This window comes from Novosphingobium aquae (assembly GCF_037572715.1).
GTDB lineage: Bacteria > Pseudomonadota > Alphaproteobacteria > Sphingomonadales > Sphingomonadaceae > Novosphingobium > Novosphingobium aquae.
This window is the reverse complement of the sequence record NZ_JBBHJY010000001.1, coordinates 1,007,947-1,029,958: the sequence shown is the minus strand read 5'-3', so window position 1 is coordinate 1,029,958 and position 22,012 is coordinate 1,007,947. Positions and strand designations below refer to the sequence as shown.

Genomic DNA, 22,012 nt, shown 5'->3' with positions numbered 1-22,012 from the left:
CGTTGGTCGTGCTGGTTCTGGTGATCTGGGCCTGGATTGACGGCGGCAAACGTGAGCTGCGCCCGATGTCGCAGGACGTCACGGTTCCGGAGCAACCCAAGTGAAACAGGCCCGTATCGCGCTTGCAGCCTCGCTGCTCGTCACTTCGGCGATCGCCATTGCGCAGCAAGGCCCCGAATCGCTGCTCCCGCCCGGTTTTGACAAGCCGCAGCCCAAAGCCGCGCCGCAGGCACCGGCCAATTCCGGCGGGCCGACGACGATCTCCTCGCCGGTTGTACAGGCGATCCCGGGGCGTTCGGCGCCTTCGGGTGGTAGTGTAACGCTTCCTGCCAACATTCCTTCGCTCGACCGCATCGAAAAGATGTCGCCGGAAGAGCTTGCCACGCTGCTTGGCAACAAACCGAAGTTCGACGTTCCCGCCGGCGCACGCCGTGAAATGAAGCGGCTAGGTGTTCTGGATGAAAGTGAGGGCGGCCTGCCTTCGTGGACCTTTGCCGGGCAGAACGCCTCGCTGGTGCGTGCGGCCCTCGCGGGCAACAACGGCCAACTGGTTTCGCGCTGGGGCCACATTCTGCTCCGCCGCGCGCTGGCCTCGCGGCTTGATGCGCCCGCCGGCATGGCGCCCGCTGAGTTCGCCGCTCTGCGAGCCGCGTTGCTGGTGCGCATGGGTGAGGGCGCGGCGGCGCGTGAATTGGTTCAGGATATTGACGCGGCGAATTATTCTCCGGCGCTCAGTCAGGCGGCACTTGATGCCTATGTCCAGACCGGCGATTTTACGGGTGCCTGCCCGGTCGTCACCTTTCAGGGCGGCGTGCGCAAGGACAACCAGTGGAAGGTTTTCCAGGCGATCTGCAGCGCCTATTCGGGCGAAGGCAGTCGCGCGATGACCGTGCTCGATCGCCTGACGCCCGGTAGCGGTGTGGAGCGGATCGACGTGCTCCTCGCTCAGAAATACGCCGGCGCCGCCAACCGCGGTCAGCGCGCGGTTAAGATCGAATGGGACGGCGTCGAGGGGATGACTCCGCTGCGCTACAACCTCGCGCTCGCCGTGGGGCTAGAGCCGCCGGCAAGCCTGACCGCCTCTTCGCCTGCCTCGCTGCGCGCCAATCCGGCGAGTTCGCCTTTTGCGCCGCTCGAACTGCGCGCCTCGGCTGCCGATTTTGCCGCAGGGCAGGGCGTGCTGTCGAGCGCGGCAATGGTCGACCTTTACAGCCAGGTCTTCGCGCTTGGTGGCTCGGGCGACTGGGCAAGCCGGGCGGGACAGTTGCAGGCGGCCTATCTCGCGGCGTCCGACAAGGAAAAGGTCGCGGCGATTACGGCGCTGTGGGGTGATCGCTCTACGCCGCTGCAGTTCTATTCGCGGCAGGTCCTTACCGCCTATGCCGCCGCCCGCCTGCCGGTTTCGAGCGAGTTTATCGAGGAATCACCCGGCCTGATCGCATCGATGCTATCCGCCGGGCTTGATGAAAACGCGGTCAAATGGGGCGCAGTCGTTCCCAATGGCAGCGAGGGCTGGGCCTTGCTCGCGCTCGCTCAAGCTAACCGAACGGCCGAGGTGTCGCGCGATCAGATCGATACGTTCCGTGACGCTGATGAGAGTGAGGAGCAGGCGAAAACCCGGATGTTGGTCGCCGGACTGGCCGGATTGCGGCGCATTTCGCAACAAACCGGCAACGATCTCGCCAGCGACATGGGCTTCTCGCTTGCCGCTGACAGCCGCTGGGCGCAGGCGATTGAACAGGCGGCCGCCGTCAACAATCCGGGATTGGTCGCCTTCCTCGCAGGGGTCGGCATGCAGGGGCCGACGTGGAGCAAGATGACCTCGCGCCATCTCTATCACATCGTCGCCGCGCTTGACCGGGTTGGCCTTCGTGCAGAGGCCCGGATGATCGCTGCCGAAGCCGTGGCGAGGGCCTGATCACGTCCGATCCGGTCGCATCCTTCCTCGCCATGCTCGCCGCCGAACGCGGCGCTGCGGTGAACACGATTGCCGCTTATCGCCGCGACCTTGAAGGGGCGGAGGAAATCGTCGGAGACATCGCTGCTGCCAGCCCCGAAGCTCTTGGCAAACTGGGCGCCGCGTGGAGCGCGCTGGCCCCGTCCAGCCTCGCGCGCAAATGTTCTGCGCTTCGCCAGTTCTACGCCTTTCTTCAGGACGAGGGCCTGCGTGAGGACGATCCTTCACCAGCGCTTCCCCGGCCCCGGACACGGCGGCCCTTGCCGAAGCTTCTGGGCCACGGCGATGTCGATGCCCTGTTCGCGCTCGCCGAAGTTGAGGCCGAATCAGACAAGCCCGAGGCCGTGCGGATGCTGGCACTGCTCGAACTGCTCTACGGATCAGGACTGCGCGCCACCGAATTAGTATCTTTGCCGCTGAATGCCGTGCCCCGCGATGCGCCGTTCCTGCATATTACCGGCAAGGGCGGCCAGCAGCGGCTCGTTCCGGTCAGCACCCGGGCCAAGCAGGCCCTGTCCCGTTGGCTCGACTTGAGTGTCGACGGCGGCAAGCACCTGTTTCCGTCGCGCGGCAAATCGGGCCATCTCACGCGGGTTCGGCTGTTCCAGATGCTCAAGGATCTGGCCTTGCGGGCAGGTCTCGCGCCCGAGAAGGTCTCTCCGCACGTCTTGCGCCATGCCTTTGCCACGCACCTGCTTGAGGGCGGGGCCGATCTGCGCGTGCTTCAGACATTGCTGGGTCACGCCGACATTTCGACAACGCAAATCTACACGCATGTTGACGCCGCGCGACTTGTTGCACTGGTCAATGGGCGTCATCCCCTTGCCGCGCATCGCAGCCGCGATTAGAGGCGAGCCATGGTCTCTTACCTCGAATTCGAAAAACCGCTCGCCGCGCTTGAAGCCCGCATCGCTGAACTGCGCACATTGGCCGCCGATGGTGACGTCGACCTGGCCAGCGAGATCGCCCGGCTCGAGAAGAAAAGCGCTGCCCTGCTATCGAGCACTTATGGCGCGCTGACCCCTTGGCAGAAAACGCAGGTCGCCCGTCATCCCATGCGGCCGCACTTTGTCGATTACGTGCGTCTTGCTTTCACCGAATTCATGCCGCTGGGGGGAGATCGCTATTTTGGCGAGGATGAGGCTATCCTTGGCGGGTTTGCCCGGCTCGATGGTCGCCGCGTCATGCTGATTGGCCATGAAAAGGGCCACGATACGGCTACCCGCATCCGCCACAACTTCGGCATGGGCAAGCCCGAGGGCTATCGCAAGGCGATTCGCCTGATGGAGTTGGCCGGACGGTTCGGCCTGCCGGTCGTGACGCTGGTTGATACTTCGGGCGCATTCCCGGGTGTCGAGGCCGAAGAGCGCGGGCAGGCCGAGGCCATTGCCCGTTCGACCGAAGCCTGCCTGTCGCTGCCGGTGCCGATGGTCTCGGTGATCGTGGGCGAGGGCGGTTCAGGCGGCGCTGTGGCGCTGGCCTCTGCCGAACGCGTACTGATGCTCGAACACTCGGTCTACTCGGTGATTTCGCCCGAGGGCGCGAGTTCGATCCTGTGGCGCACGCCCGAAAAGGCGCCCGACGCGGCCGAAGCAATGAAGGTAACTGCCCAGCACCTCGAACGGCTTGGCGTGATTGACCGGATCGTTCCCGAGCCTGTCGGCGGCGCCCACCGCGACCCCGCGCTTACCGCCCAGCGGCTTGCCGGAGTGATCGGCGAGGAACTTGATACACTTGCAAAAATTCCGGGCAACGACCGGATCAGGCTGCGCGAAGAGCGATTTCTGCGTATTGGTCGTTCCTGAACCGGGTTCGCTTTTGCGCGTCCCGGCAGGCTTGGGGCTGCAACTTTTGAAAAGTTGCGGCGTTTCGCCGACTCGCAGAGGAGATACCCCATGACCGTCCAAAAGATGACTGGCCGCGAAACGCTTGTTCTCATGGCCAGCGCCGGCGCGCTCGCCCTTCTGCCAACTGTGGCCAGCGCCCAGAACGCCCAATCGATCAGCCAGTCTGACAAGGAACAGGGGGCCAAGGCGCATCCGCAACTGCTTGAGGAATTCGGCGGCGCGGTAAGCGGTCCGCAGGCTGCCTATGTAGAAGGCATCGGCAAGGACGTCGCGATCTACTCCGGTCTCAGCAATGCGCGGTCTGACTTTACCGTGACCCTGCTCAATTCACCGGTGAACAACGCCTTCGCCATTCCGGGCGGCTATATCTACGTTACCCGCGATCTGGTCGGGCTGATGAATAACGAGGCCGAACTCGCCGGCGTGCTGAGCCATGAAGTCGGCCACGTCGTCGCCCGTCACTCGAACAAACGGCAGAGCGCGGCGACGCGTAATACCGTTATCGGCGTGCTGGGGTCTGTGCTTGCTGGAGCAGTGCTGGGGAACAATGCCATTGGCGGCGTGGTGCAGAAGGGCCTGTTGCAGGGCTCGCAGCTTCTGACGCTCAAGTATTCACGCAGCCAGGAAACCGAGGCGGACAATCTCGGCGTCGAATACCTCAAGCGCGGCGGTTACGATCCGCGCGCCATGGGTACGGTGCTGCAGGCGCTGGCCAACGAAAATGCGCTTGAAGCGCGCATTCAGGGCCGCGCGGCGACGAAGGTGCCGGAATGGGCGTTGACTCACCCGTCCGATGCCCCGCGTATCAAGGCGGCACTGGCAAGGGCCGGGTCGGCCACCGGCAAGACCAACCGCGATCGTTTCCTCGCCGGTGTCAATGGCATGATGATGGATGACGATCCGAAACAGGGGATCATCGAAGGTCGGCGCTTCACGCACCCCGATTTCCGCTTCAGCTTTGACGCACCCCAGGGCTTTTACATGACCAACGGCACGCGCGCCGTTGCGATCACCGGACAGTCGGGCCAGGCGGAACTGACCAGCGCGGCCTATGGCGGCAATCTCGACAACTACGTCCGCTCGGTATTCAGCGGACTCGCAGGGCAGGGGCAGACAATTGATCCGCGCACCGTCCAGCGCACGACCGTGAATGGCATTCCGGCGGCTTACGGCGCTGCGCGGGTGAACTCGTCGAGCGGCCAGGTTGATGCCGTGGTCTTCGCCTATGAACTTTCAAATTCGCAAGCGTTCCATTTCGTCACACTGGCCAAGGCCGGTGCGGCGCAGTCGTTCGATCCGATGTTCGCATCGATGCGGCGGATTTCGGCAACCGATGCCGCAGCAATCAAGCCGCGCCGGCTCTCGGTGGTGACCGTGCGTTCCGGCGACACTGTGCAGTCGCTTTCCGCCAGGATGGCCTACACCGATTACAAGCTCGACCGGTTCCTGGTGCTCAACGGGTTGACCTCGACATCGAAGCTGACCCCCGGCCAGAAGATCAAGCTGGTCGTATACTGATAACGCAAAAAAGGGGCGCGGATTGCACCGCTCCCCTTCCATTGCAACCCCTGTTTTTCAGGGCTGTTTATCAGGCGTTGGTCGAAGACATTGCCGAAGAAGTCTTCGAGAAGGTCTTGTCGAGCTCGGTGCCGAGACCGCCAATCGTGGTCATGATCGCAACAGCAATCAGAGCGGCGATCAGGCCGTATTCGATGGCAGTAGCGCCGGTTTCATCGCGAAGGATCTTTGTGACGAACGACATATGCGGTCTCCATGGTTCGGAGGGTGGGACTTTGCTCTTTCCGCTCCCCGGAAGAGTCCATGCCGTTTTCGCTCATAAGGTTAAAAGCGGACTAAAGAGATTTCCCTAACGAAAGTTCATATTAAACAACTTGGCGACAGACAAAGAAAAGGGGCGGCAGGTAAACCTGCCGCCCCAAATCTTGTCGAACTTGACCCGCTATTAGGCGTTGGTCGAGCTCATTGCCGAAGAAGTCTTCGAGAAGGTCTTGTTCAGTTCGGTGCCGAGGCCACCGATCGTCGACATGATGGCGACGGCGATGAGAGCAGCGATGAGGCCGTATTCGATAGCGGTTGCACCAGCTTCGTCACGGAACAGGTTGTTGATGAACTTCATGATTTGGTCTCCAGTAGCAGTCTTGTTTAACCCAGCTCGTCCCGTCCCACCGGTAGAGCGCAATCACTGAATTAGAAGGCAGGTATTGAAGAAAGGTTAAGTCGAATTACTGAAGCCCGGTTTCTACCTTGTGCCACATTTTTTCGACTTCACTTGCAAACCCGTCCATTCCCAGAACCGCGGCCATGGCAATCATTCCAACGAGCAGGCCATATTCAATGGCGGTTGCTCCCCGGGTGTCAGCCATGATGCGACAAAGAATGGACTTGATCTGCATGTTTAACTTGCCGTCCAGTTCAGCGATGAACCCATTTGCTGGGTGACCGGTTAAAATAGGGTTACGAAGAGGCGTGAGATTGGAAAAATTTCCGACAGCGGTGCCTGTGGTGGCTTTGGCATTGATAGATGATCGCGGCTTCGTGCTCATGCAGCGGCGGCGTGAATCATCAATGCATGGCGGCCTATGGGAATTCCCGGGCGGCAAAGTAGAGGCGGGGGAAACCATTGCCGGGGCGTTGGTGCGGGAGATTGCGGAGGAGCTTGGAATCGGCATCACACCCGCAGATCTCTGTCAGGCGGGTTACGCCGATGGCGCTCATCTGCCCGTTGGTGAGCAATCACCGGTGGCAATCACCCTGTTTGCTTGCCGCGCCTGGAGCGGCCAGCCGCAGTGCCTCGACGGGGAGGAAATCGCCTGGATCGCGGCAGATGCGCTCGCCCGACTGGCGATGCCGCCGCTCGATTATCCACTTGCGCACCAATTGCTCGAATTCATGGCGAAAGAAGCAAAAAAGAGCATTGCCAAGACCGGATGACCTGCCTATGTGCGCCACTCCAACGCGCCCGTAGCTCAGCTGGATAGAGCATCAGACTACGAATCTGAGGGTCGGACGTTCGAATCGTTCCGGGCGCACCATTTTCCCAAAGGGCCATCCGTCAGGGTGGCCTTTTGCATATTTTGCATATGAGCCGCGCATTGCCCGGCTTGCCATGAGGAGCGTCATGAAGCCTGACGGATTCCTGATCGCGATTGCCGCCGCTGTGGCGCTGGCCTTTGCCGCGCCCACCATCGGTGCTTCAGACGGCCAATTGGCGATGGGCATGGTCACCAATCTTGGCGTGGCGCTGGTCTTCTTTCTGCACGGCGCGGCGGTTTCACCTGCATCAATGCGAAGCGCGGCGACGAACTGGCGGCTTCATGCGCTGGTGCAGGCCTGCACCTTCGCCCTGTTTCCGCTGATCGGCCTCGGAGTGTGGCACGCGCTGGAAGGCGTCTTGGGTCCAGAGCTGCGACTCGGCTTCTTTTTCCTCTGCGTGACGTCGTCGACCATCTCGTCCTCAGTCGCGATGACCGCGCTGGCGCGGGGCAATGTTGCGGCGGCGATCTTCAATGCCACGCTGTCGGGCCTGCTGGGCATGGTGCTCACGCCGCTGCTGCTGGCACTGGTGGTGGCGGGCGGGGCGCAGGTTACGCCCGTTGCCTCGCAGATTGGCGGCATTTTTGCCAGGCTGCTGCTGCCCTTTGTTCTTGGTCAACTGTGCCGGGGATTCATCGGGTCCGCGCTTGACCGGCATAAGGCTATCGTCGGCAAGGCAGACCGCGCGGTCATCGTGCTCATCGTCTACGTCGCGTTCTGTGACGCGGCGCTTGCTGGGCTGTGGGGCCGTGATCATGCACTGGCGATATTGTTTATGACCGTCCTGTGTTCGGCTTTGCTCGCAGTCGCGCTGATCGTGACGACCCTGGCAAGCCGCGCCATGGGGCTCAGCACTGAGGACGAGATCGCCGCCGTGTTCTGCGGCTCAAAAAAGAGCCTCGCCAACGGAGCGCCGATCGGCAAGGTGATCTTCGGCGCATCGCCGGCGCTTGGCCTCATCCTCATTCCGCTGCTGCTTTACCACCAGATCCAGCTGGTCGTTTGCGCCGTTCTGGCGCGGCGATATTGCGCGCGCAGGTAAGACCGATTTCGGCGGGGCGATTGGATTTGCCCGCGCCTGGGCGTATCGGCGGGGAAATCACTCTTCAGGGGAGCTCCCATGCCGTTCAAGACCCGCGTCACCGAAATGCTCGGTATAGAGCACCCGATCGTCCAGGGCGGCATGATGCACGTCGGCTATGCGGAGCTGGCCAGCGCGGTTTCCAACGCCGGCGGACTCGGCATCATCACTGCGCTCACGCAGCCCAGCGCCGAAGCATTGCGCGACGAGATCGAGCGTTGCCGGTCGATGACTTCGAAGCCATTCGGCGTGAACATCACCGTATTGCCGTCAATCACGCCGCCTGACTACAAGTCCTATGCCCAGGCGGTTATCGATGCCGGAATCAAGATCGTCGAGACTGCCGGCACCGCCGAAGTGCGCGAGCTGTGGGCGATGATGAAGCCGCACGGCATCACCATCCTGCACAAATGCACGGCAGTGCGCCACGCGCTCTCGGCCGAGCGCAACGGCTGCGACATCATCTCGATCGATGGCTTCGAATGCGCCGGCCATCCGGGCGAGGATGACATTCCGGGCCTGATCCTGATCCCGGCAGCCGCCGACAAGGTGAAGATCCCCATGCTCGCCAGCGGCGGCATCGGCGACGGCCGCGGTCTGGTTGCGGCACTGGCGCTGGGCGCCGACGGCATCAACATGGGCACGCGGTTCTGCGCCACGCAGGAAGCGCCGATCCATCCCAACATCAAGCAGAAGTACGTAGAGAATGACGAGCGGGGCACGAACCTGATCTTCCGTTCGCTCCATAACACCGCGCGCGTCGGGAAGAACGGCGTGTCTGACGAGGTCGTGCAGCGCCTCAAGAAGCCCGACGCCAAGTTTGAGGATGTCCGCGAAATGGTTGCCGGCCGGAAGGGCGCGGAAATGCTCAAGTCGGGCGATACCGAGGGCGGGATCTTCTGGGCAGGCATGATCCAGGCGCTGATCCATGATATACCGACCTGTCAGGACCTGATTGACCGGATCATCGGTGATGCAGAGGCGATTGTTCGCCAGCGCCTGGGTTCGATGCTCGCCTGACCGGCGGAAAAATCTTGCCAATGCCGGACAGAATCGGCAGTAGCTTAATCGATCGATTAAATCGCACGTGCGCGTGCCCAAATGACAACCTGAGGATTCGACCAATGGCACTTGCCCCCCAGATCGCCGATACGCCCGAAGCGAAGGAAATCGCTGATCTCATCGCCCGCAGCCGCGCTGCGCAAGAGCAGATCGCCGATGCCACGCAGGAGCAGGTCGATCGCTGGATCAGGGGCATGGTTTGGGCCGTGGCCAAGGAATCGACCGCCGAAATGATCGCGCAGCATACTGTCGATGAGACGCAGCTGGGCAATTACGACGGCAAGTACCTCAAGATCTTCCGCAAGACCCGTGCCACGCTGATGGACATCATCGACGATAAGTCGGTTGGCGTGATCGAGGAAGATCCGGTCCGTAACCTGATCAAGATCGTCAAGCCGATCGGCGTGATCGGCGCGTTGTCGCCTTCGACCAATCCTGAGGCGACTCCGGTGATCAAGGCGATCTCGGCGGTGAAGGGCCGCAACTCGATCATCATTTGCCCGCACCCGCGCGCGAAGATCACCAACAAGATCATCTGCGACCTGATGCGCGATGCGCTGGTCAAGATGGGCGCCCCTGCCGATCTGGTGATCCCGATCGAAACGCCCTCGGTCGAAAGGACCAACGAAGTGATGCGACAGTGCGACCGCATCCTTGCCACCGGCGGCACGCCGATGGTCAAGGCAGCCTATTCGTCGGGCACCCCGGCGCTCGGCGTCGGCGTTGGCAATGCCGTGATCACGGTCGATGAAACCGCCGATCTGGATGACGCAGCTGAGAAGATCCGCATTTCCAAGACGCTCGACCTTGCGGCCTCGTGCTCGTCCGACAATGCCGTGATCCTGCTCGATGCGATCTATGACGAGATGCTTGAAAAGCTGGTCCATCAGGGCGGTTATGTCGTCAACGAGGACGAGAAGGCCAAGCTGCAGGGCGTGATCTGGAACAACGGCCTGATCAATGCCAATGCCGTGGCCCAGCCGGCGGAAAAGATCGCCGGAATGGCCGGTTTCGGCCTGCCGGAAGGCAAGATATTCTTCATCGTTCCGGAAACCGGCGCCGGTGCGGACTACCCGTTCTCGGGCGAGAAGATGACTGTCACCATGGCGCTGTACCGCGCCAAGGACATCGACGAGGCCATCGCGCTGACAAACGAGATTCAGGCCTATCAGGGCCAGGGCCACTCGTGCGGCATCTATTCGCGCTCGGACGATAACATCCTCAAGCTGGCCATGGGCACAAAGACCAGCCGCGTCATGGTCAACCAGCCGCAGTCGGCCTCGAACTCGGGCAACCTGTGGAACGGCATGCGCCAGACTTTCAGCTTGGGCTGCGGTTCGTGGGGCGGCAACGCGACGAACAACAACATCACCTGGGCCGATCTGGTCAACGTAACCTGGGTGTCGAAGCCGCTGGCCAAGACCAAGGAGTTGCCGAGCGATGAAGTGCTGTTCGGCAAAGATATCATCGAGTTGATCGGCTGACCATGACCGGACAATTTGACCTCAACGAAGACCAGCTCGCCATTCAGGATATGGCGCGCAAATTCACCGCTGATCGCATTACGCCTTTTGCGGCGAAGTGGGACGAAGAGCACCACTACCCGATCGACGTGTGGAAGGCCGCCGGCGAACTGGGCTTCGGCGCGATCTATGTGTCCGAGGAAATGGGCGGCATCGGGCTTGGCCGGCTTGAGGCGGCACTGATCATGGAAGCCATGGCCTATGGCTGCCCGGCGACCAGCGCCTACATCTCGATCCACAACATGGCGGCGTGGATGATCGACACCTTCGGCGGCGACGAGCTGAAGGCGCGTTACCTGCCTGAAATGGTCTCGATGGAGAAGATCGCATCTTACTGCCTGACCGAACCCGGCTCGGGATCGGACGCGGCGGCGCTAAAGACGACCGCGCGGCTCGACGGCGATCACTATGTCATCAATGGCACCAAGCAGTTCATATCGGGCGGCGGTGTCAACGACGTCTATGTGGTGATGGTCCGCACCGGGGGTGATGGTCCAAAGGGAATTTCATGTCTTGTGGTGGACAAAGACACGCCGGGGCTTTCGTTTGGCGCGCCGGAAAAGAAGCTCGGCTGGAACGCCTCGCCGACCGCGCAGGTTGTGTTTGACAACGTGAAAGTCCCGGTTGCCAATCGCGTCGGCGAAGAGGGTGATGGCTTCAAGTTCGCCATGGCGGGACTTGATGGTGGGCGTATCAACATTGGTGCCTGCTCGCTCGGCGGGGCGCAGCGCTGCCTTGATGAGGCGGTGCAGTACGTCAAGGATCGCAGCCAGTTCGGCAAGGCGATTGCCGAATTCCAGAACACGCAGTTCACGCTGGCTGACATGGCGACGGATCTAGAGGCGGCGCGCGCTCTGCTTTACCTCGCGGCGACCAAGGTGACTGCCGGATCACCCGACAAGAGCCGCTTCTCTGCCATGGCAAAGAAGCTCGCCTCCGACAGCGGCAGCGAGATCGTCGACAAGGCGCTGCAGATGTTCGGCGGCTATGGCTACCTGCGTGACTATCCGATCGAGCGCTTTTGGCGCGACCTGCGCGTCCACCGGATCCTCGAAGGGACGAATGAGGTGATGCGGATGATCATCGGGCGGGACCTTCTGAAGTGATCACAGACGAGCTGATCGTCCGGCGCGAAGGCGTCGCCGGTTATCTCACGCTCAACCGGCCCAAGGCGATCCATGCCCTGACGCAGGGTATGGATCACGCGATGACCGAGGCGCTGCTTGCATGGCGCGGCGATGACGCCGTCCACGCCGTGATCATCGATCACAGCGAGGGCAGGGGCTTCTGTTCGGGCGGCGACATCAACCTGCTCCGCAATTCCGCGCTGAACGATGGCGGCGTTTCCGGCTTGCAGTTCTTCTATGAGGAATACCAGCTCAACCACCTGCTGATGACGTACCTCAAGCCGGTGATCGCCTTCATGGATGGCATCACGATGGGCGGCGGCGTCGGCATTTCGCAGCCTGCGCGGTTCCGCGTGGCGACCGAAAATACGCGCTTTGCCATGCCAGAAACCGGCATAGGCCTGTTCCCGGACGTTGGCGGCGGATGGCACCTTTCGCGCCTGCCGGGGCGGATGGGTCAGTTCCTTGCGCTCACTGGCACGCGGCTCGACGGGGCGGAGTGTCTGTGGACCGGTCTTGCGACCCACTACCTGCCTTCCGACGCGCTGGCCGAAGCCAAGGCGCGTATCGAGCAGGGCCACGAACCGGGGCAAGTGCTCGCCGCTCTGTCAGTAACACCGCCGCCTGCGCGGATCGAGGCCCATGCCGCGCAGATAGCCCGGCATTTCGCTTCTGACCGCTACGAAGACATCCTTGCCAGCCTTGCCGCCGACGACAGCGATTGGGCCCTGAAGGAACTCGCCACCCTGCGCACCAAGAGCCCACAGACTTGCAAGGTGGCGCTACGTCAGCTGCATGACAGCCTGGAATGCGCCGACTTCGCCGAAAACATGGCGATGGAATATCGCATCGCCGCGCGCGTGCTGACCCGGCCCGATTTTGCCGAAGGCGTGCGCGCGCTCATCGTCGAGAAGACCAACGATCCCAAGTGGGACCCGGCCACCCCCGAAGAGGTCAGCAATGACCTGATCGCTTCGATCTTCGCGCCGCTCCCCGCTGATCAGGAATGGAAACCCCTATGAGCTATGAAACCATCCTCACGGAACAGCGCGGCGCGGTCACGCTGATCACGATCAACCGCCCGCAGGCGCTGAACGCGCTCAACAGCCAGGTGCTCGACGAGCTGATCGACGCCTTCGGCAAATTCGAGGCAGATCCGTCGCAGCTCTGCGCCGTGCTCACCGGTTCGGGTGACAAATCCTTCGTCGCCGGCGCCGACATCAAGGAAATGGTCGAGAAGGACGCGGTTGACTTCTACAAGCACGACTTCTTCTCGAAGTGGACCAGCCACATCGTGCACGCCGTGCGCAAGCCGTGGATCGCGGCGGTGAACGGCTTCGCTTTGGGCGGCGGCTGCGAAGTCGCCATGATGGCGGACTTTATCATTGCCTCGGAAAAGGCGCGCTTTGGCCAGCCGGAGATCAAGCTGGGCGTCGTACCCGGCATGGGCGGCTCGCAGCGGCTGACCAAGGCCGTGGGCAAGGCCAAGGCGATGGACATGTGCCTGACGGGCCGCATGATGGATGCCGCAGAAGCCGAGCGTTCGGGCCTCGTCAGCCGGGTCGTGCCGCACGAGGAATTGCTCGATACCGCGCTCAAGGCCGCGGCCGAGATCGCCGCTATGCCGCCGCTCGCCGCGATCGCCAACAAGGAACTCGTCAACGCCGCATTCGAGACCACGCTCGAGCACGGCCTTCTGCACGAACGCCGCGTCTTCCAGATCACCGTCGCCACGGCTGACAAGGCCGAGGGCATGAGCGCCTTCGTCGAGAAGCGTCCCGGCGTCTGGCAGGGGCGCTGATCCCATGAAGATCGCTTTCATCGGCCTTGGCAACATGGGCGGCGGCATGGCCGCGAATCTCGTCAAGGCGGGGCACGATGTGCGCGCTTTCGACTTGTCGGCAGCGGCGCTGGAATACGCGCGAGAGAATGGATGCACGACATTCACGGCGGCGCGCGAGGCGGTGGAAGGCGTTGATGCTGTCGTTTCGATGCTGCCCAATGGGAAGATCGTTGACGCCGTCTATACGGCTGACCTGATCGGTGTCGCGCCGAAGTCGGCAATCCTGCTCGATTGCTCGACCATCGATGTCGCGACTGCCAAGAAGGTTGCCGAAGCTGCGAGTTCCGCCGACTACGAAATGGTCGACGCCCCAGTTTCCGGCGGCATCGCAGCGGCCAATGCGGGCACACTGACCTTCATGGTCGGCGGCAGCGACGAAGGTTTTGCGCGTGCGGAGCCGATCCTCGCCAAGATGGGCAAGGCGGTGATCCACGCGGGCGCCAGCGGGGCGGGGCAGGCGGCAAAAATCTGCAACAACATGTTGCTCGGCATCCACATGATCGGCACCTGCGAGGCCTTTGCCATGGCGCAGAAGCTCGGGCTCGATCCGCAGATCTTCTATGACATCGCCTCGGTCTCATCGGGCCAGTGCTGGTCGATGACGAGTTATTGCCCGGTGCCGGGCGCAGGCCCGCAAAGTCCGGCGGACAATGACTACAAGCCCGGTTTCGCCGCCGCGCTGATGCTCAAGGATCTGACGCTGGCTATGGAAGCTGCCGGCACCGCCGGTGTCGACGCCGAAATGGGCAAGCGCGCCAAGGAGCTTTACCAAGCGTGGGTCGATGCCGGAAACGGCGGGGTCGATTTCTCGGGGATCATCAAGACGCTCTAGCCGAGCAGGCGTGCTAACCGAGAAGTCTGGGCCCCATCAGCATAAGCAGCTTGCCGTCGATCGCGTCACCCAGAGCGCGGCGCTCGGCAATGAAGTCTTCTAGCCGGTCAAGCGCGACGCGATGGACGGTGATGTTCTCACTCTCGGTCCCGCCGCCCTCACTCACCTTGACGAGGTCATGCGCCCGGATCAGCGAATAGCTTTCCGTCACCATGCCCGGCGACGACCAGAATTCGCCTAGTGATTCCATCTGGCCGGCGCGGTAGCCGGTTTCCTCCTCCAGTTCGCGCGCGGCGGCGGTGAGGTCTTCCTCGTCAGCGTCGTCGCCGTCGCCGATCAGGCCGGCGGGCAGTTCGATGCAATTGCAGTCTAGCGGCACGCGGAACTGTTCGACCAAGATGGCGTGGCCGCCATCGATGGCGAGAATCACAGCGGCCCGGATTCCCCGCGCGCGACTGACGTATTCCCACTTGCCATTCACCTTCGCGGTGATGAACTTGCCCTGCCAGACGATCGTTTCTTCAGTCATCAAACCTCAATCAGCCGATCAGGCAGTTCGTTGACGTCGTTCTCGGCGCGCGGAAAGTGTTCGGCGAGGACGACGCCGACTTCCCGCGCGGCAGCGATCAGACCATCAGCGGTGTTGCCTTTGGCAATTTCCGCGATCATCGAAGCCATGGCATGACCCCAAACCTCGGGGTTGACCTGACCGGTGATCGCTTCGTCAGCGACGATTTCCGCACGGTGTTCCGCCATCGACAAGTAGATCAGGATGCCAGTGCGACCATGGGTGCGCCGCTCGGCTCCGACCTTGAAACAGGTGACCGCGCGGGCGCGGACGCGGGCGTTACGGATCGGGCGAGGGGTGAGCCACAGGCGCAGCGGCTTCCACAACAGGATCAGCCATGTGGCGCCGAACTTCAGCGCGGCGACGACGGCGGCCAGTTCGAACAACTGGCGCGGCGTCCATTCGAGTGTCCAGCCACCGATAAACCGGTCCCATAGCCCCAGGTAGAAGTCGGGCGCGATGGCAAGTGCCACCAATGCCAGCACCGCGGCCACGGCCGACCAGACCAGCGCCACGTCATGGTAGGTGTCTGAGCGGTCGGTAATGATGGTCACGATCTCGCCCGCCGTGCCGGACTCTGCCGCGCGCACCGCTTCGGCTACGCGGTGCCGATCTGCTTCGGTCAGCTGAATCTGCTTGGCCATGTCGTACCCCTACCAGCTGCCCGAGGAGCCGCCGCCGCCGAAGCTGCCGCCGCCGCCCGAGAACCCGCCGCCGCCGCCAAAACCCCCGCCAGAAAAACCTCCGCCGCCGCCTCTTGAACTGCCATGTGCGAGGCCTTCCAGAACCGACCACATGACCACCGTGCCAAGTCCGCTGTCGTCACGATAGCGCCGTCCGCCCGATCGCGAGCGGATGATAGCGGGCAGGATGAAGAGCATGAAAAAGACGAAGATAAAGAATATGACGGCCAAGGGGTTGGACTTTTCGGCCTTTGGTTGGGCCTGCGCTTGCTGAGCGACCTTGGCGGCCTCATCTGCAGGCAGGGTAAGCTGTTTGATGATCGCATCGGCACCGGCTTCGATCCCGGCGGGCATATTGCCTGCCTTGAAAGCCGGAACGATCTGGTTCTGCATGATGAGCGATGACAGGCCGTCGGTCAGGATCGGTTCAAGACCGTAGCCGACCTCGATCCGCACCTTGCGTTCCGTCGGTGCGACGATCAGCAACACGCCGTCATTGCGCTCCTTGTCGCCGATGCCCCAATGGCGGCCGAGCTGATAGCCATAGTCGGAAATCTCGTAGCCCTGCAGATCCGGCAGAGTCACAACCACCAATTGTCGTTGTGACTGCTTCTCCAGTCCGTCGAGCTTCTGGACCAGTCGCGCTTCGACATCGTCCGGAATGATGTTCGCGCCGTCAACTACGCGGCCGGTGAGTTCAGGGAACGTCTGCGCTTGCGCCGGCAGCGCCAGCAGGCTTGACAGCGCCGCCAGCAGCAGCGCAGCAAGCCTGGTCAGGCGATGGGTTGGCAGGCGCCCGGTCTGGCCGAGCATGGCGATTTCCTAAAGCTTGCCTTCAAGGCTAGGGGCAACTTCCGCGCCGGGTGTCGATGCCTGATAGGGGACCATGGGCTTGGCGCCGTAGAAAATCTTCGCGCCAACGGCATCGGGGAAGGTGCGGATCGTGGTGTTATATTCCTGCACCGCGCCGTTGTAGTCACGCAGCGTGATGCGGATGCGGTTTTCCTGCCCTTCAAGCTGGCTCTGCAGCATCTGGTAATTGGTGATGCTCTTGAGCTCGGGATAGGCTTCGACATTGGCGAGCAGGCGCCCGAATCCGGCAAGCGAGCCTGACAGCTGGTTCTGCGCGTCCTGGAATTGCTTCATCTTGGCCGGATCGCTGAGATCATCGCCGGTCAGCTGGATGGAAGTTGCCTTGGCGCGAGCCTCGACGACACCAACGAGGATGCCCTTTTCCTGGTCAGCTGCCCCCTTTGCCACGGCGGCAAGATTGGGGACGAGGTTGGCGCGTTCCTGGAAAGCCGCCTGAACGTCGGCCCACTTGGCCTTGGCCTTTTCCTCTGCCGTGGGCACCGAATTGATGCCGCAGCCGGCAAGGCTGAGCGCTGCGCCGCCGACTATCGCGGCGTGGGTCAGGCGGCGGGTGAGCGAATGGCGCATGGAATCAGTTCCCTCTCATGGCGGCACGGGCCGCTGGTGCATCCGAATGTAGAGGGCCTGCAGCGCAGTTCAAGCGGTGCCCACGAACATTCTGGTTATCAAGGTTTACTTGACAACATCGGCCAAGATGGCAGCGTTAACAGGTGGTAAATGGCCATGGAGCCGCGTGGGGCGGCTGAGGGGGACGCATTATGGGTATGCTGAGTGAATTCAAGGAGTTCGTGAACAAGGGCAATGTCATGGACCTTGCCGTCGGCGTCATCATTGGTGCCGCTTTCGGCAAGATCGTGACCGCTTTGACCGACGATATCATCATGCCGCTGATCAGCGCGATTGTTGGCGATACCGACTTTTCCAGCCACTACACAGTGCTGGGTGGCGGTGACAAGGTGACCGAGGGGATGTCGCTGGCGGCAGCTCGCGAAGCTGGTGCCAATGTGCTCGCCTGGGGCGACCTGATCAGCGTGGTCATCAACTTCCTGATCTTGGCTTTCGTGATCTTCCAGCTGGTGAAGTTCGCAAACCGCATGAACCCACCTGCGCCTGCCGCACCGGCCGGCCCGAGCGAAGTCGATCTCTTGACAGAAATCCGCGATGCGTTGAAAAAATAAGGCAAATCGCTTTCTGAGCGACTGGGGCGGCGCCTTGAGAGGTTGCCGCCCCTTTTCTTTTGCGCAGGTACTCCCTATATCGGCCTTGCCGGGTTCGCCCGGCTATGGCGATAAATTGTTGCGTGCAATAGATGCAGCGGACCCGGGGGCGGTACCCGGCGGCTCCACCATTACTACCCTGATCTGATCAGGGGCCTTGTTATCGCAAGGGTAATGACGGGGCCGAACTAGGATCGACGTGTATTGAAAAGCGCAGTTTTTGCTCGGGCTGAGTAACCCGCTTCAAGGCTCACAACACACAAGTGCCAACGATAACGAAGCACTCGCTCTTGCTGCGTAATGTGATGGGTTAACGCCCTGAATTTACAAAGCTAAAGCGCGGTTGGACCGACCGGGCAACAGAACGGATTCCAGCGGCCCGGGGTGGGCCGGGCAACAGAACCACCCCACTATTTTGCACCGGGCCAACTGCCTGGACCGTCCGAAACGTCAAACGCGTGGGCCGGGCAACAGAACCAACCCACTTATTTTAAGATCAGCTGTTTTGTGTGACTTGTGAGGCCTGCGCCTCGCGTGCGGCCTTCTCATACTTCAGACAGTCGAGCACCTTGCCGCCTGCCATGAACACGGCGCCCGAGCAGGCGAGGAACAGCATCCAGCCGCCATAGCCGGGGAACTGGTCAAGATAGTGAACTCCGCGCGAGCAGGCGCCGAGCGCAAGCGCATAGATGATCAGGAAAGCTTCGACCCGGGTCTTGATGGTGAACAACCGGGCAACCTTACGATACATCCGCAATCCCTTTTTACACTTGTATGACTATCCGCAACCTTCGTGCCAACGCCTGTTTCGCGAGGTCTGCGATGGTTAAGGACAGCTTAAGTGTAAAGCTTACCGACAGAGTAACATTCACGCCAGCTGTTCGAGACCAAGCGTGGCGAGAAGCGCCCGACGTGCCTCGACCACCGTTTCCTCGAGCGAAACGAACTGCAGGTCGAAAGGTTCGATCTGTTCGGGCCAATGTTTCGCAATAACCGCCTCGATGGCATCGGCCTTGGCCTCGTCCAGCAGGAAGCGGGGATCGACCGTCACCGGATCAGCAACCACGCGCAGGCGCAGGCATGCCGGGCCGCCGCCATTGGCCATAGATTGCCGGACATCGACGTGTATGACTTGCCGGATCGGGCCATTGCTGGCGGCCAGACGGTCGATGTAAGCGCGGGTGGCTGGCTGTTCATGGCATTCAGATGGAACGATCAGCGCCATGCCGCCAGGCGGCAGCGAGACCAGCTGCGCGTTGAACAGGTACGATGCGATGGCGTCCGCCAGACTGACTTCGTTATCTGGTACCACGACGATTTCCGCCTCGGGGAGCATATCGCGAATAGCGCTGTAAGTGCCTTTGGGATCGGCGAAGGCCAGTTCATGGCAGAACAGCACATGCTCATTGGCGACGGCAACGACATCGTTGTGGAACGCGCCGGCGGCGATGGCGTCGGGGTTCTGTTCGACGAACAGCGCGCGTTCCGGATCGAGCAGATGCCCGCGTGCGACGGCGCGGCTCGCCTGTTCATGCTGGCGGGCCGGAAATTTCCCGCCCGTGCGGCCATAGACGAAGATCTCGATGCCGGGCTGGTCGTGTGCGGCGGTCATCCGCATATGGTTCGCCGCGCCTTCATCGCCGAAGCTGGGAGGCACCGGCGGGTGCAGGGCAAAGTGGGGCCGACTAGCAAAGGCAATCGCCAGTTGGCGGAGGGTATCTGGCCATTCCTGCGCCCGGTGCGGCATGGAAACGAGGTTGGCCGGGGTAATGTGGCAGCGGCCATCAGCGGTATCGGGCGCCGGCGATACGGTTGCGGCGTTGGCCGTCCACATCGAGCTGGCTGACCACGCAATGGCGGTGAGCACGTCGTCCGTCTCTGGCCGAGCGTTGAGCGCGGCAAGATAGGTGTAATTGGGCCGTGGCAGGGGGACAAGAAAGCCCTGCGGCAGACCCAGCGCCATGTTGTGCCGCATCTTTTCCAGACCTTGCAAGGCAGCGGCGCGCGGCTGCGAAGCCTGTCCGGCATGGCGGGTCGCGGCAAGGTTGCCATAGCTGAGCCCGGCGTAATTATGGCTCGGCCCGATCAGGCCATCGAAATTGATTTCCACCAGCGCCATCGCCCTACCACCTCGCCACGTGTGTCACAGACTGACCCGGCTCAACCCCTAGGGCACGCGCACTTTGTCTGTCGATAGCGATGCCGTCGCCGCTGGGCTCGGTCCAGCCGTACGCCGTTCGGAAACCGGCGAGCTTGCCGGTGGCGAGCAGGCGCTTTTCGCCGCGCCGGTGTTCGCCAAGTTCGTCGGAAATGGCGATGACCTGCGCGTCCTTGGCCTCGCGGATCGAATGGATCTGGTCGGTCCGGACGGTCATCGTCGGGCCGCCATCGAAGATGTCGATGTAGTTTTCCCAAGCAAAGCCTTCTTCCTCAAGCATCCGCATCGCCGCGCGGCCTGAGGGGTGCGGCACGCCAATGACCGAGCGGGCGTGATCGGACAACATGGCAATATAGACCGGGTGCTTGGGCATGAGGTCAGCGATGAACTGGTTGCCGAATTTGGCGTTGAATTCGTCCGCGTCCTGGAAGTTCATGCCAAAGAAACGCCCGGCAACCCCGTCCCAGAAGGGTGAGCCGCCGGCTTCGTCAATCACGCCACGCAGCTCGGCCAGCGTGCGATCAGCAAAGCGGCTGCGGTGTGCGCGCATGAAAAGGTAGCGGCTGCGGGCGATCAACAGGCCAAGCCCGCCGGCGCGCTCACCGGGATGAAGGAACAGGCCGCCAACTTCGCTCGCGCCTTCAAGGTCGGTCGACAGGTTGAGAATGTCGGCGCGGAAAGTGCGGCCCAATTCCTCGCTGTGCTGGGTCAGCGCGCCGATGCGGTAGGAATAGAACGGCCACTTGAGACCGACGGCGGAAAAGATCTGGCAAGTCCCGCGGACTTCACCTGTCTCGGTGTTCTCCAGCACGAAGACGAACAGATCGTCCCCGACCGCCTCTTCGGTGCGATCAAATGCTGCTGCCGAGCGTCCGAGCTTGGTGCCGAGCGCCTTTCGATCGGGCGGCAGGTTGGTGAACCCACCGCCAGTCCGTTTGGCCATCTCGTAGAGGTGTTGCAGATCGCTTGCAGTGGCAGCGCGGATGACAAAACTCATGACATGGCTCCATCGGAAAGGCGCGAGAGGATGAGGGCGGACAGCGCTGCGCGTTCCGCCAGACTGGCGACGATCAGATATTCATCGGGCGAGTGAATCGCGCCGCCCCGCACGCCGAGCGTATCGACGACTGGTACCCCGCAGGCGGCAATATTGTTGCCGTCACAGACCCCGCCGGACCTCTGCCAGCGAATGTCCTGCCCCAGCGCTGCCCCGCAATCGCGGACAAGTTCGAACAGGCGCTGCGCCGGCGGGTCCATTGGCTTGGGTGGCCGGCTGAGCCCACCATGGCGGTGGATCGTAACGTCGTGATCGGCTGCGATGGTGGCGATCAAGTGCTCTAGCTCGCGCTCGAAGTCATCGGCATCGGCGCTTGTTTGCGGACGGATGTTGAACCTGACCACCGCAAGATCGGGCACGACATTGTTGGCACTCCCGCCATCAATCCGCGCCGGATTGACACTGATCCCGGCGCCTTCGAGCGCCTTGAGCGCCAGAACGAGTGCTGCTGCCGCCACTATTGCATTGCGGCCATCCTGCGGATTGCGTCCGGCGTGGGCAGACTTGCCGTGAATGATCACGCAGTAATTACCGCTACCCGCCCGTTCGCCGGCAAGCGTGCCATCGGGCAAGGCGGCGGGTTCGAAAGTCAAAGCTGCCAGCTTGCCCGCCGCGAGTTCGGCAATGAGCGGCGCTGACGAAGGGCTACCGACCTCCTCATCCGAATTGAGCAGCACGTCATAGCCGATTTGGGATGCGCGCGGGGTGGTTTCAAAGGCGGCCAGCGCAGCCAGCATCACCGCGATACCGCCCTTCATGTCGGCCACTCCCGGGCCATTGAGGGTTCCGGCATCGAGCCATCTCAGCGTCTGGAATGGGTGATCGACAGGAAACACCGTGTCCATGTGGCCGGTGAGCAGGACCCGCCGGTTTGCTCCCGGACGAACCGAAAGCAGGAGGTGCTGCCCGAATTGGCGCTCCATCTCGCGTCCTTCTACATCGATATATGGCGTCGATGCGCCATCGACGCAGCGCACGGAGCCGGGAAGCAAGGCCAGCGCCGCAGCCAGCTCTTTCGACAGCACGCCAAGGCCTGACAGGTTGCCCGTACCAGTGTTGATCGCGCACCAGCGCGCGATCCGGGCCAGCATTGCGGCCGCGTCGATGCCAGCAATCATGCGGGTTTCAGT

24 protein-coding genes, 1 tRNA gene and 1 other RNA gene are annotated in these 22,012 nt (G+C 62.2%); 15 read left to right on the top strand and 11 right to left on the bottom strand.

Going from position 1 to position 22,012, the window contains the following annotated elements:
• Positions 1–100: 100 nt before the first annotated feature.
• The 4 genes from WG900_RS05185 (at position 101) to WG900_RS05170 (ending at position 5,322) form a co-directional block, all read left to right on the top strand.
• Positions 101–1,918 carry an NACHT domain-containing protein gene (locus WG900_RS05185; RefSeq protein ID WP_339965246.1) on the top strand — a complete coding sequence of 606 codons (1,818 nt, stop codon included), beginning with the start codon at positions 101–103 and terminating at the stop codon, positions 1,916–1,918.
• A complete protein-coding gene (locus WG900_RS05180; protein ID WP_339965335.1) occupies positions 1,915–2,805 on the top strand; it encodes a tyrosine recombinase in 891 nt (296 codons plus the stop codon). Before WG900_RS05185 ends, WG900_RS05180 begins: the two co-directional genes overlap by 4 nt.
• A gap of 9 nt (positions 2,806–2,814) precedes the next feature.
• Positions 2,815–3,762, top strand: a complete 948-nt coding sequence (locus WG900_RS05175; protein WP_339965244.1) for an acetyl-CoA carboxylase carboxyltransferase subunit alpha — start codon at positions 2,815–2,817, stop codon at positions 3,760–3,762.
• Between the two features lie 90 nt (positions 3,763–3,852).
• A complete protein-coding gene (locus WG900_RS05170) occupies positions 3,853–5,322 on the top strand; it encodes a M48 family metalloprotease (RefSeq protein ID WP_339965243.1) in 1,470 nt (489 codons plus the stop codon).
• Positions 5,323–5,392: 70 nt separating this feature from the next.
• Here the strand turns inward: WG900_RS05170 and WG900_RS05165 are convergent, their stop codons facing one another.
• From WG900_RS05165 to WG900_RS05155, 3 genes are all read right to left on the bottom strand, one after another.
• A complete protein-coding gene (locus WG900_RS05165; RefSeq protein ID WP_339965241.1) occupies positions 5,393–5,566 on the bottom strand; it encodes a Flp family type IVb pilin in 174 nt (57 codons plus the stop codon).
• Between the two features lie 201 nt (positions 5,567–5,767).
• On the bottom strand, positions 5,768–5,941 hold the full coding sequence (locus tag WG900_RS05160) for a Flp family type IVb pilin (RefSeq protein WP_310533846.1): 174 nt from the start codon (positions 5,939–5,941) through the stop codon (positions 5,768–5,770).
• 106 nt (positions 5,942–6,047) lie between these two features.
• On the bottom strand, positions 6,048–6,368 hold the full coding sequence (locus WG900_RS05155; protein WP_339965238.1) for a Flp family type IVb pilin: 321 nt from the start codon (positions 6,366–6,368) through the stop codon (positions 6,048–6,050).
• On the opposite strand from WG900_RS05155, the gene WG900_RS05150 reads away from it, so the two are divergent.
• The 9 genes from WG900_RS05150 (at position 6,367) to mmsB (ending at position 14,326) form a co-directional block, all read left to right on the top strand.
• The gene (locus WG900_RS05150) at positions 6,367–6,756 is read left to right on the top strand and encodes a (deoxy)nucleoside triphosphate pyrophosphohydrolase (RefSeq protein WP_339965237.1); all 390 of its coding nucleotides are present in this window, start codon (positions 6,367–6,369) and stop codon (positions 6,754–6,756) included. The two genes, WG900_RS05155 and WG900_RS05150, sit on opposite strands and share 2 nt — an antisense overlap.
• 24 nt (positions 6,757–6,780) lie before the next feature.
• Positions 6,781–6,857, top strand: a tRNA-Arg gene (locus WG900_RS05145).
• 86 nt (positions 6,858–6,943) lie between these two features.
• Positions 6,944–7,900 carry a bile acid:sodium symporter family protein gene (locus WG900_RS05140; protein ID WP_339965235.1) on the top strand — a complete coding sequence of 319 codons (957 nt, stop codon included), beginning with the start codon at positions 6,944–6,946 and terminating at the stop codon, positions 7,898–7,900.
• A 78-nt stretch (positions 7,901–7,978) separates the two neighbouring features.
• Positions 7,979–8,959, top strand: a complete 981-nt coding sequence (locus WG900_RS05135) for an NAD(P)H-dependent flavin oxidoreductase (protein WP_339965233.1) — start codon at positions 7,979–7,981, stop codon at positions 8,957–8,959.
• 104 nt (positions 8,960–9,063) lie between these two features.
• Positions 9,064–10,485, top strand: a complete 1,422-nt coding sequence (locus WG900_RS05130; RefSeq protein WP_339965232.1) for an aldehyde dehydrogenase family protein — start codon at positions 9,064–9,066, stop codon at positions 10,483–10,485.
• A gap of 2 nt (positions 10,486–10,487) precedes the next feature.
• The gene (locus tag WG900_RS05125; protein ID WP_339965230.1) at positions 10,488–11,630 is read left to right on the top strand and encodes an acyl-CoA dehydrogenase family protein; all 1,143 of its coding nucleotides are present in this window, start codon (positions 10,488–10,490) and stop codon (positions 11,628–11,630) included.
• Positions 11,630–12,673 (top strand): enoyl-CoA hydratase/isomerase family protein, encoded by a 1,044-nt coding sequence (locus WG900_RS05120; protein WP_339965333.1) that lies wholly within the window; start codon positions 11,630–11,632, stop codon positions 12,671–12,673. Before WG900_RS05125 ends, WG900_RS05120 begins: the two co-directional genes overlap by 1 nt.
• A complete protein-coding gene (locus tag WG900_RS05115) occupies positions 12,670–13,452 on the top strand; it encodes an enoyl-CoA hydratase-related protein (protein ID WP_339965228.1) in 783 nt (260 codons plus the stop codon). Before WG900_RS05120 ends, WG900_RS05115 begins: the two co-directional genes overlap by 4 nt.
• Before the next feature lie 4 nt (positions 13,453–13,456).
• Entirely contained in the window at positions 13,457–14,326 is an 870-nt protein-coding gene (gene mmsB / locus WG900_RS05110; protein WP_339965226.1) for a 3-hydroxyisobutyrate dehydrogenase, read from the top strand.
• 13 nt (positions 14,327–14,339) lie between these two features.
• Here mmsB and WG900_RS05105 read toward each other — a convergent pair whose 3' ends face one another.
• The 4 genes from WG900_RS05105 to WG900_RS05090 are packed head-to-tail and all read right to left on the bottom strand — an operon-like array spanning position 14,340 to position 17,017.
• Positions 14,340–14,855, bottom strand: a complete 516-nt coding sequence (locus tag WG900_RS05105) for an NUDIX hydrolase (protein WP_339965224.1) — start codon at positions 14,853–14,855, stop codon at positions 14,340–14,342.
• On the bottom strand, positions 14,855–15,538 hold the full coding sequence (locus WG900_RS05100; RefSeq protein WP_339965222.1) for a TPM domain-containing protein: 684 nt from the start codon (positions 15,536–15,538) through the stop codon (positions 14,855–14,857). Before WG900_RS05100 ends, WG900_RS05105 begins: the two co-directional genes overlap by 1 nt.
• A gap of 9 nt (positions 15,539–15,547) precedes the next feature.
• Positions 15,548–16,390 carry a TPM domain-containing protein gene (locus tag WG900_RS05095; RefSeq protein WP_339965220.1) on the bottom strand — a complete coding sequence of 281 codons (843 nt, stop codon included), beginning with the start codon at positions 16,388–16,390 and terminating at the stop codon, positions 15,548–15,550.
• Between the two features lie 9 nt (positions 16,391–16,399).
• Positions 16,400–17,017, bottom strand: coding sequence for a LemA family protein (locus tag WG900_RS05090; RefSeq protein WP_339965218.1), 618 nt, complete (start codon positions 17,015–17,017; stop codon positions 16,400–16,402).
• Positions 17,018–17,214: 197 nt separating this feature from the next.
• Here WG900_RS05090 and mscL point away from each other — a divergent pair, with 197 nt between their 5' ends.
• Together mscL and ssrA are read left to right on the top strand one after the other, a co-directional pair.
• A complete protein-coding gene (gene mscL / locus WG900_RS05085; RefSeq protein ID WP_339965331.1) occupies positions 17,215–17,628 on the top strand; it encodes a large conductance mechanosensitive channel protein MscL in 414 nt (137 codons plus the stop codon).
• 48 nt (positions 17,629–17,676) lie between these two features.
• Positions 17,677–18,041, top strand: a transfer-messenger RNA (tmRNA) gene (gene ssrA / locus WG900_RS05080).
• A gap of 122 nt (positions 18,042–18,163) precedes the next feature.
• Here ssrA and WG900_RS05075 read toward each other — a convergent pair.
• The 4 genes from WG900_RS05075 to WG900_RS05060 form a co-directional block, all read right to left on the bottom strand.
• The gene (locus WG900_RS05075; protein WP_339965216.1) at positions 18,164–18,418 is read right to left on the bottom strand and encodes a hypothetical protein; all 255 of its coding nucleotides are present in this window, start codon (positions 18,416–18,418) and stop codon (positions 18,164–18,166) included.
• A gap of 117 nt (positions 18,419–18,535) precedes the next feature.
• Positions 18,536–19,786 carry an N-succinylarginine dihydrolase gene (locus tag WG900_RS05070; RefSeq protein WP_339965214.1) on the bottom strand — a complete coding sequence of 417 codons (1,251 nt, stop codon included), beginning with the start codon at positions 19,784–19,786 and terminating at the stop codon, positions 18,536–18,538.
• 4 nt (positions 19,787–19,790) lie between these two features.
• Positions 19,791–20,822 (bottom strand): arginine N-succinyltransferase, encoded by a 1,032-nt coding sequence (locus WG900_RS05065; protein ID WP_339965213.1) that lies wholly within the window; start codon positions 20,820–20,822, stop codon positions 19,791–19,793.
• The gene (locus WG900_RS05060) at positions 20,819–22,000 is read right to left on the bottom strand and encodes a hydrolase (RefSeq protein WP_339965212.1); all 1,182 of its coding nucleotides are present in this window, start codon (positions 21,998–22,000) and stop codon (positions 20,819–20,821) included. Before WG900_RS05060 ends, WG900_RS05065 begins: the two co-directional genes overlap by 4 nt.
• Between the last annotated feature and the right edge of the window lie 12 nt (positions 22,001–22,012).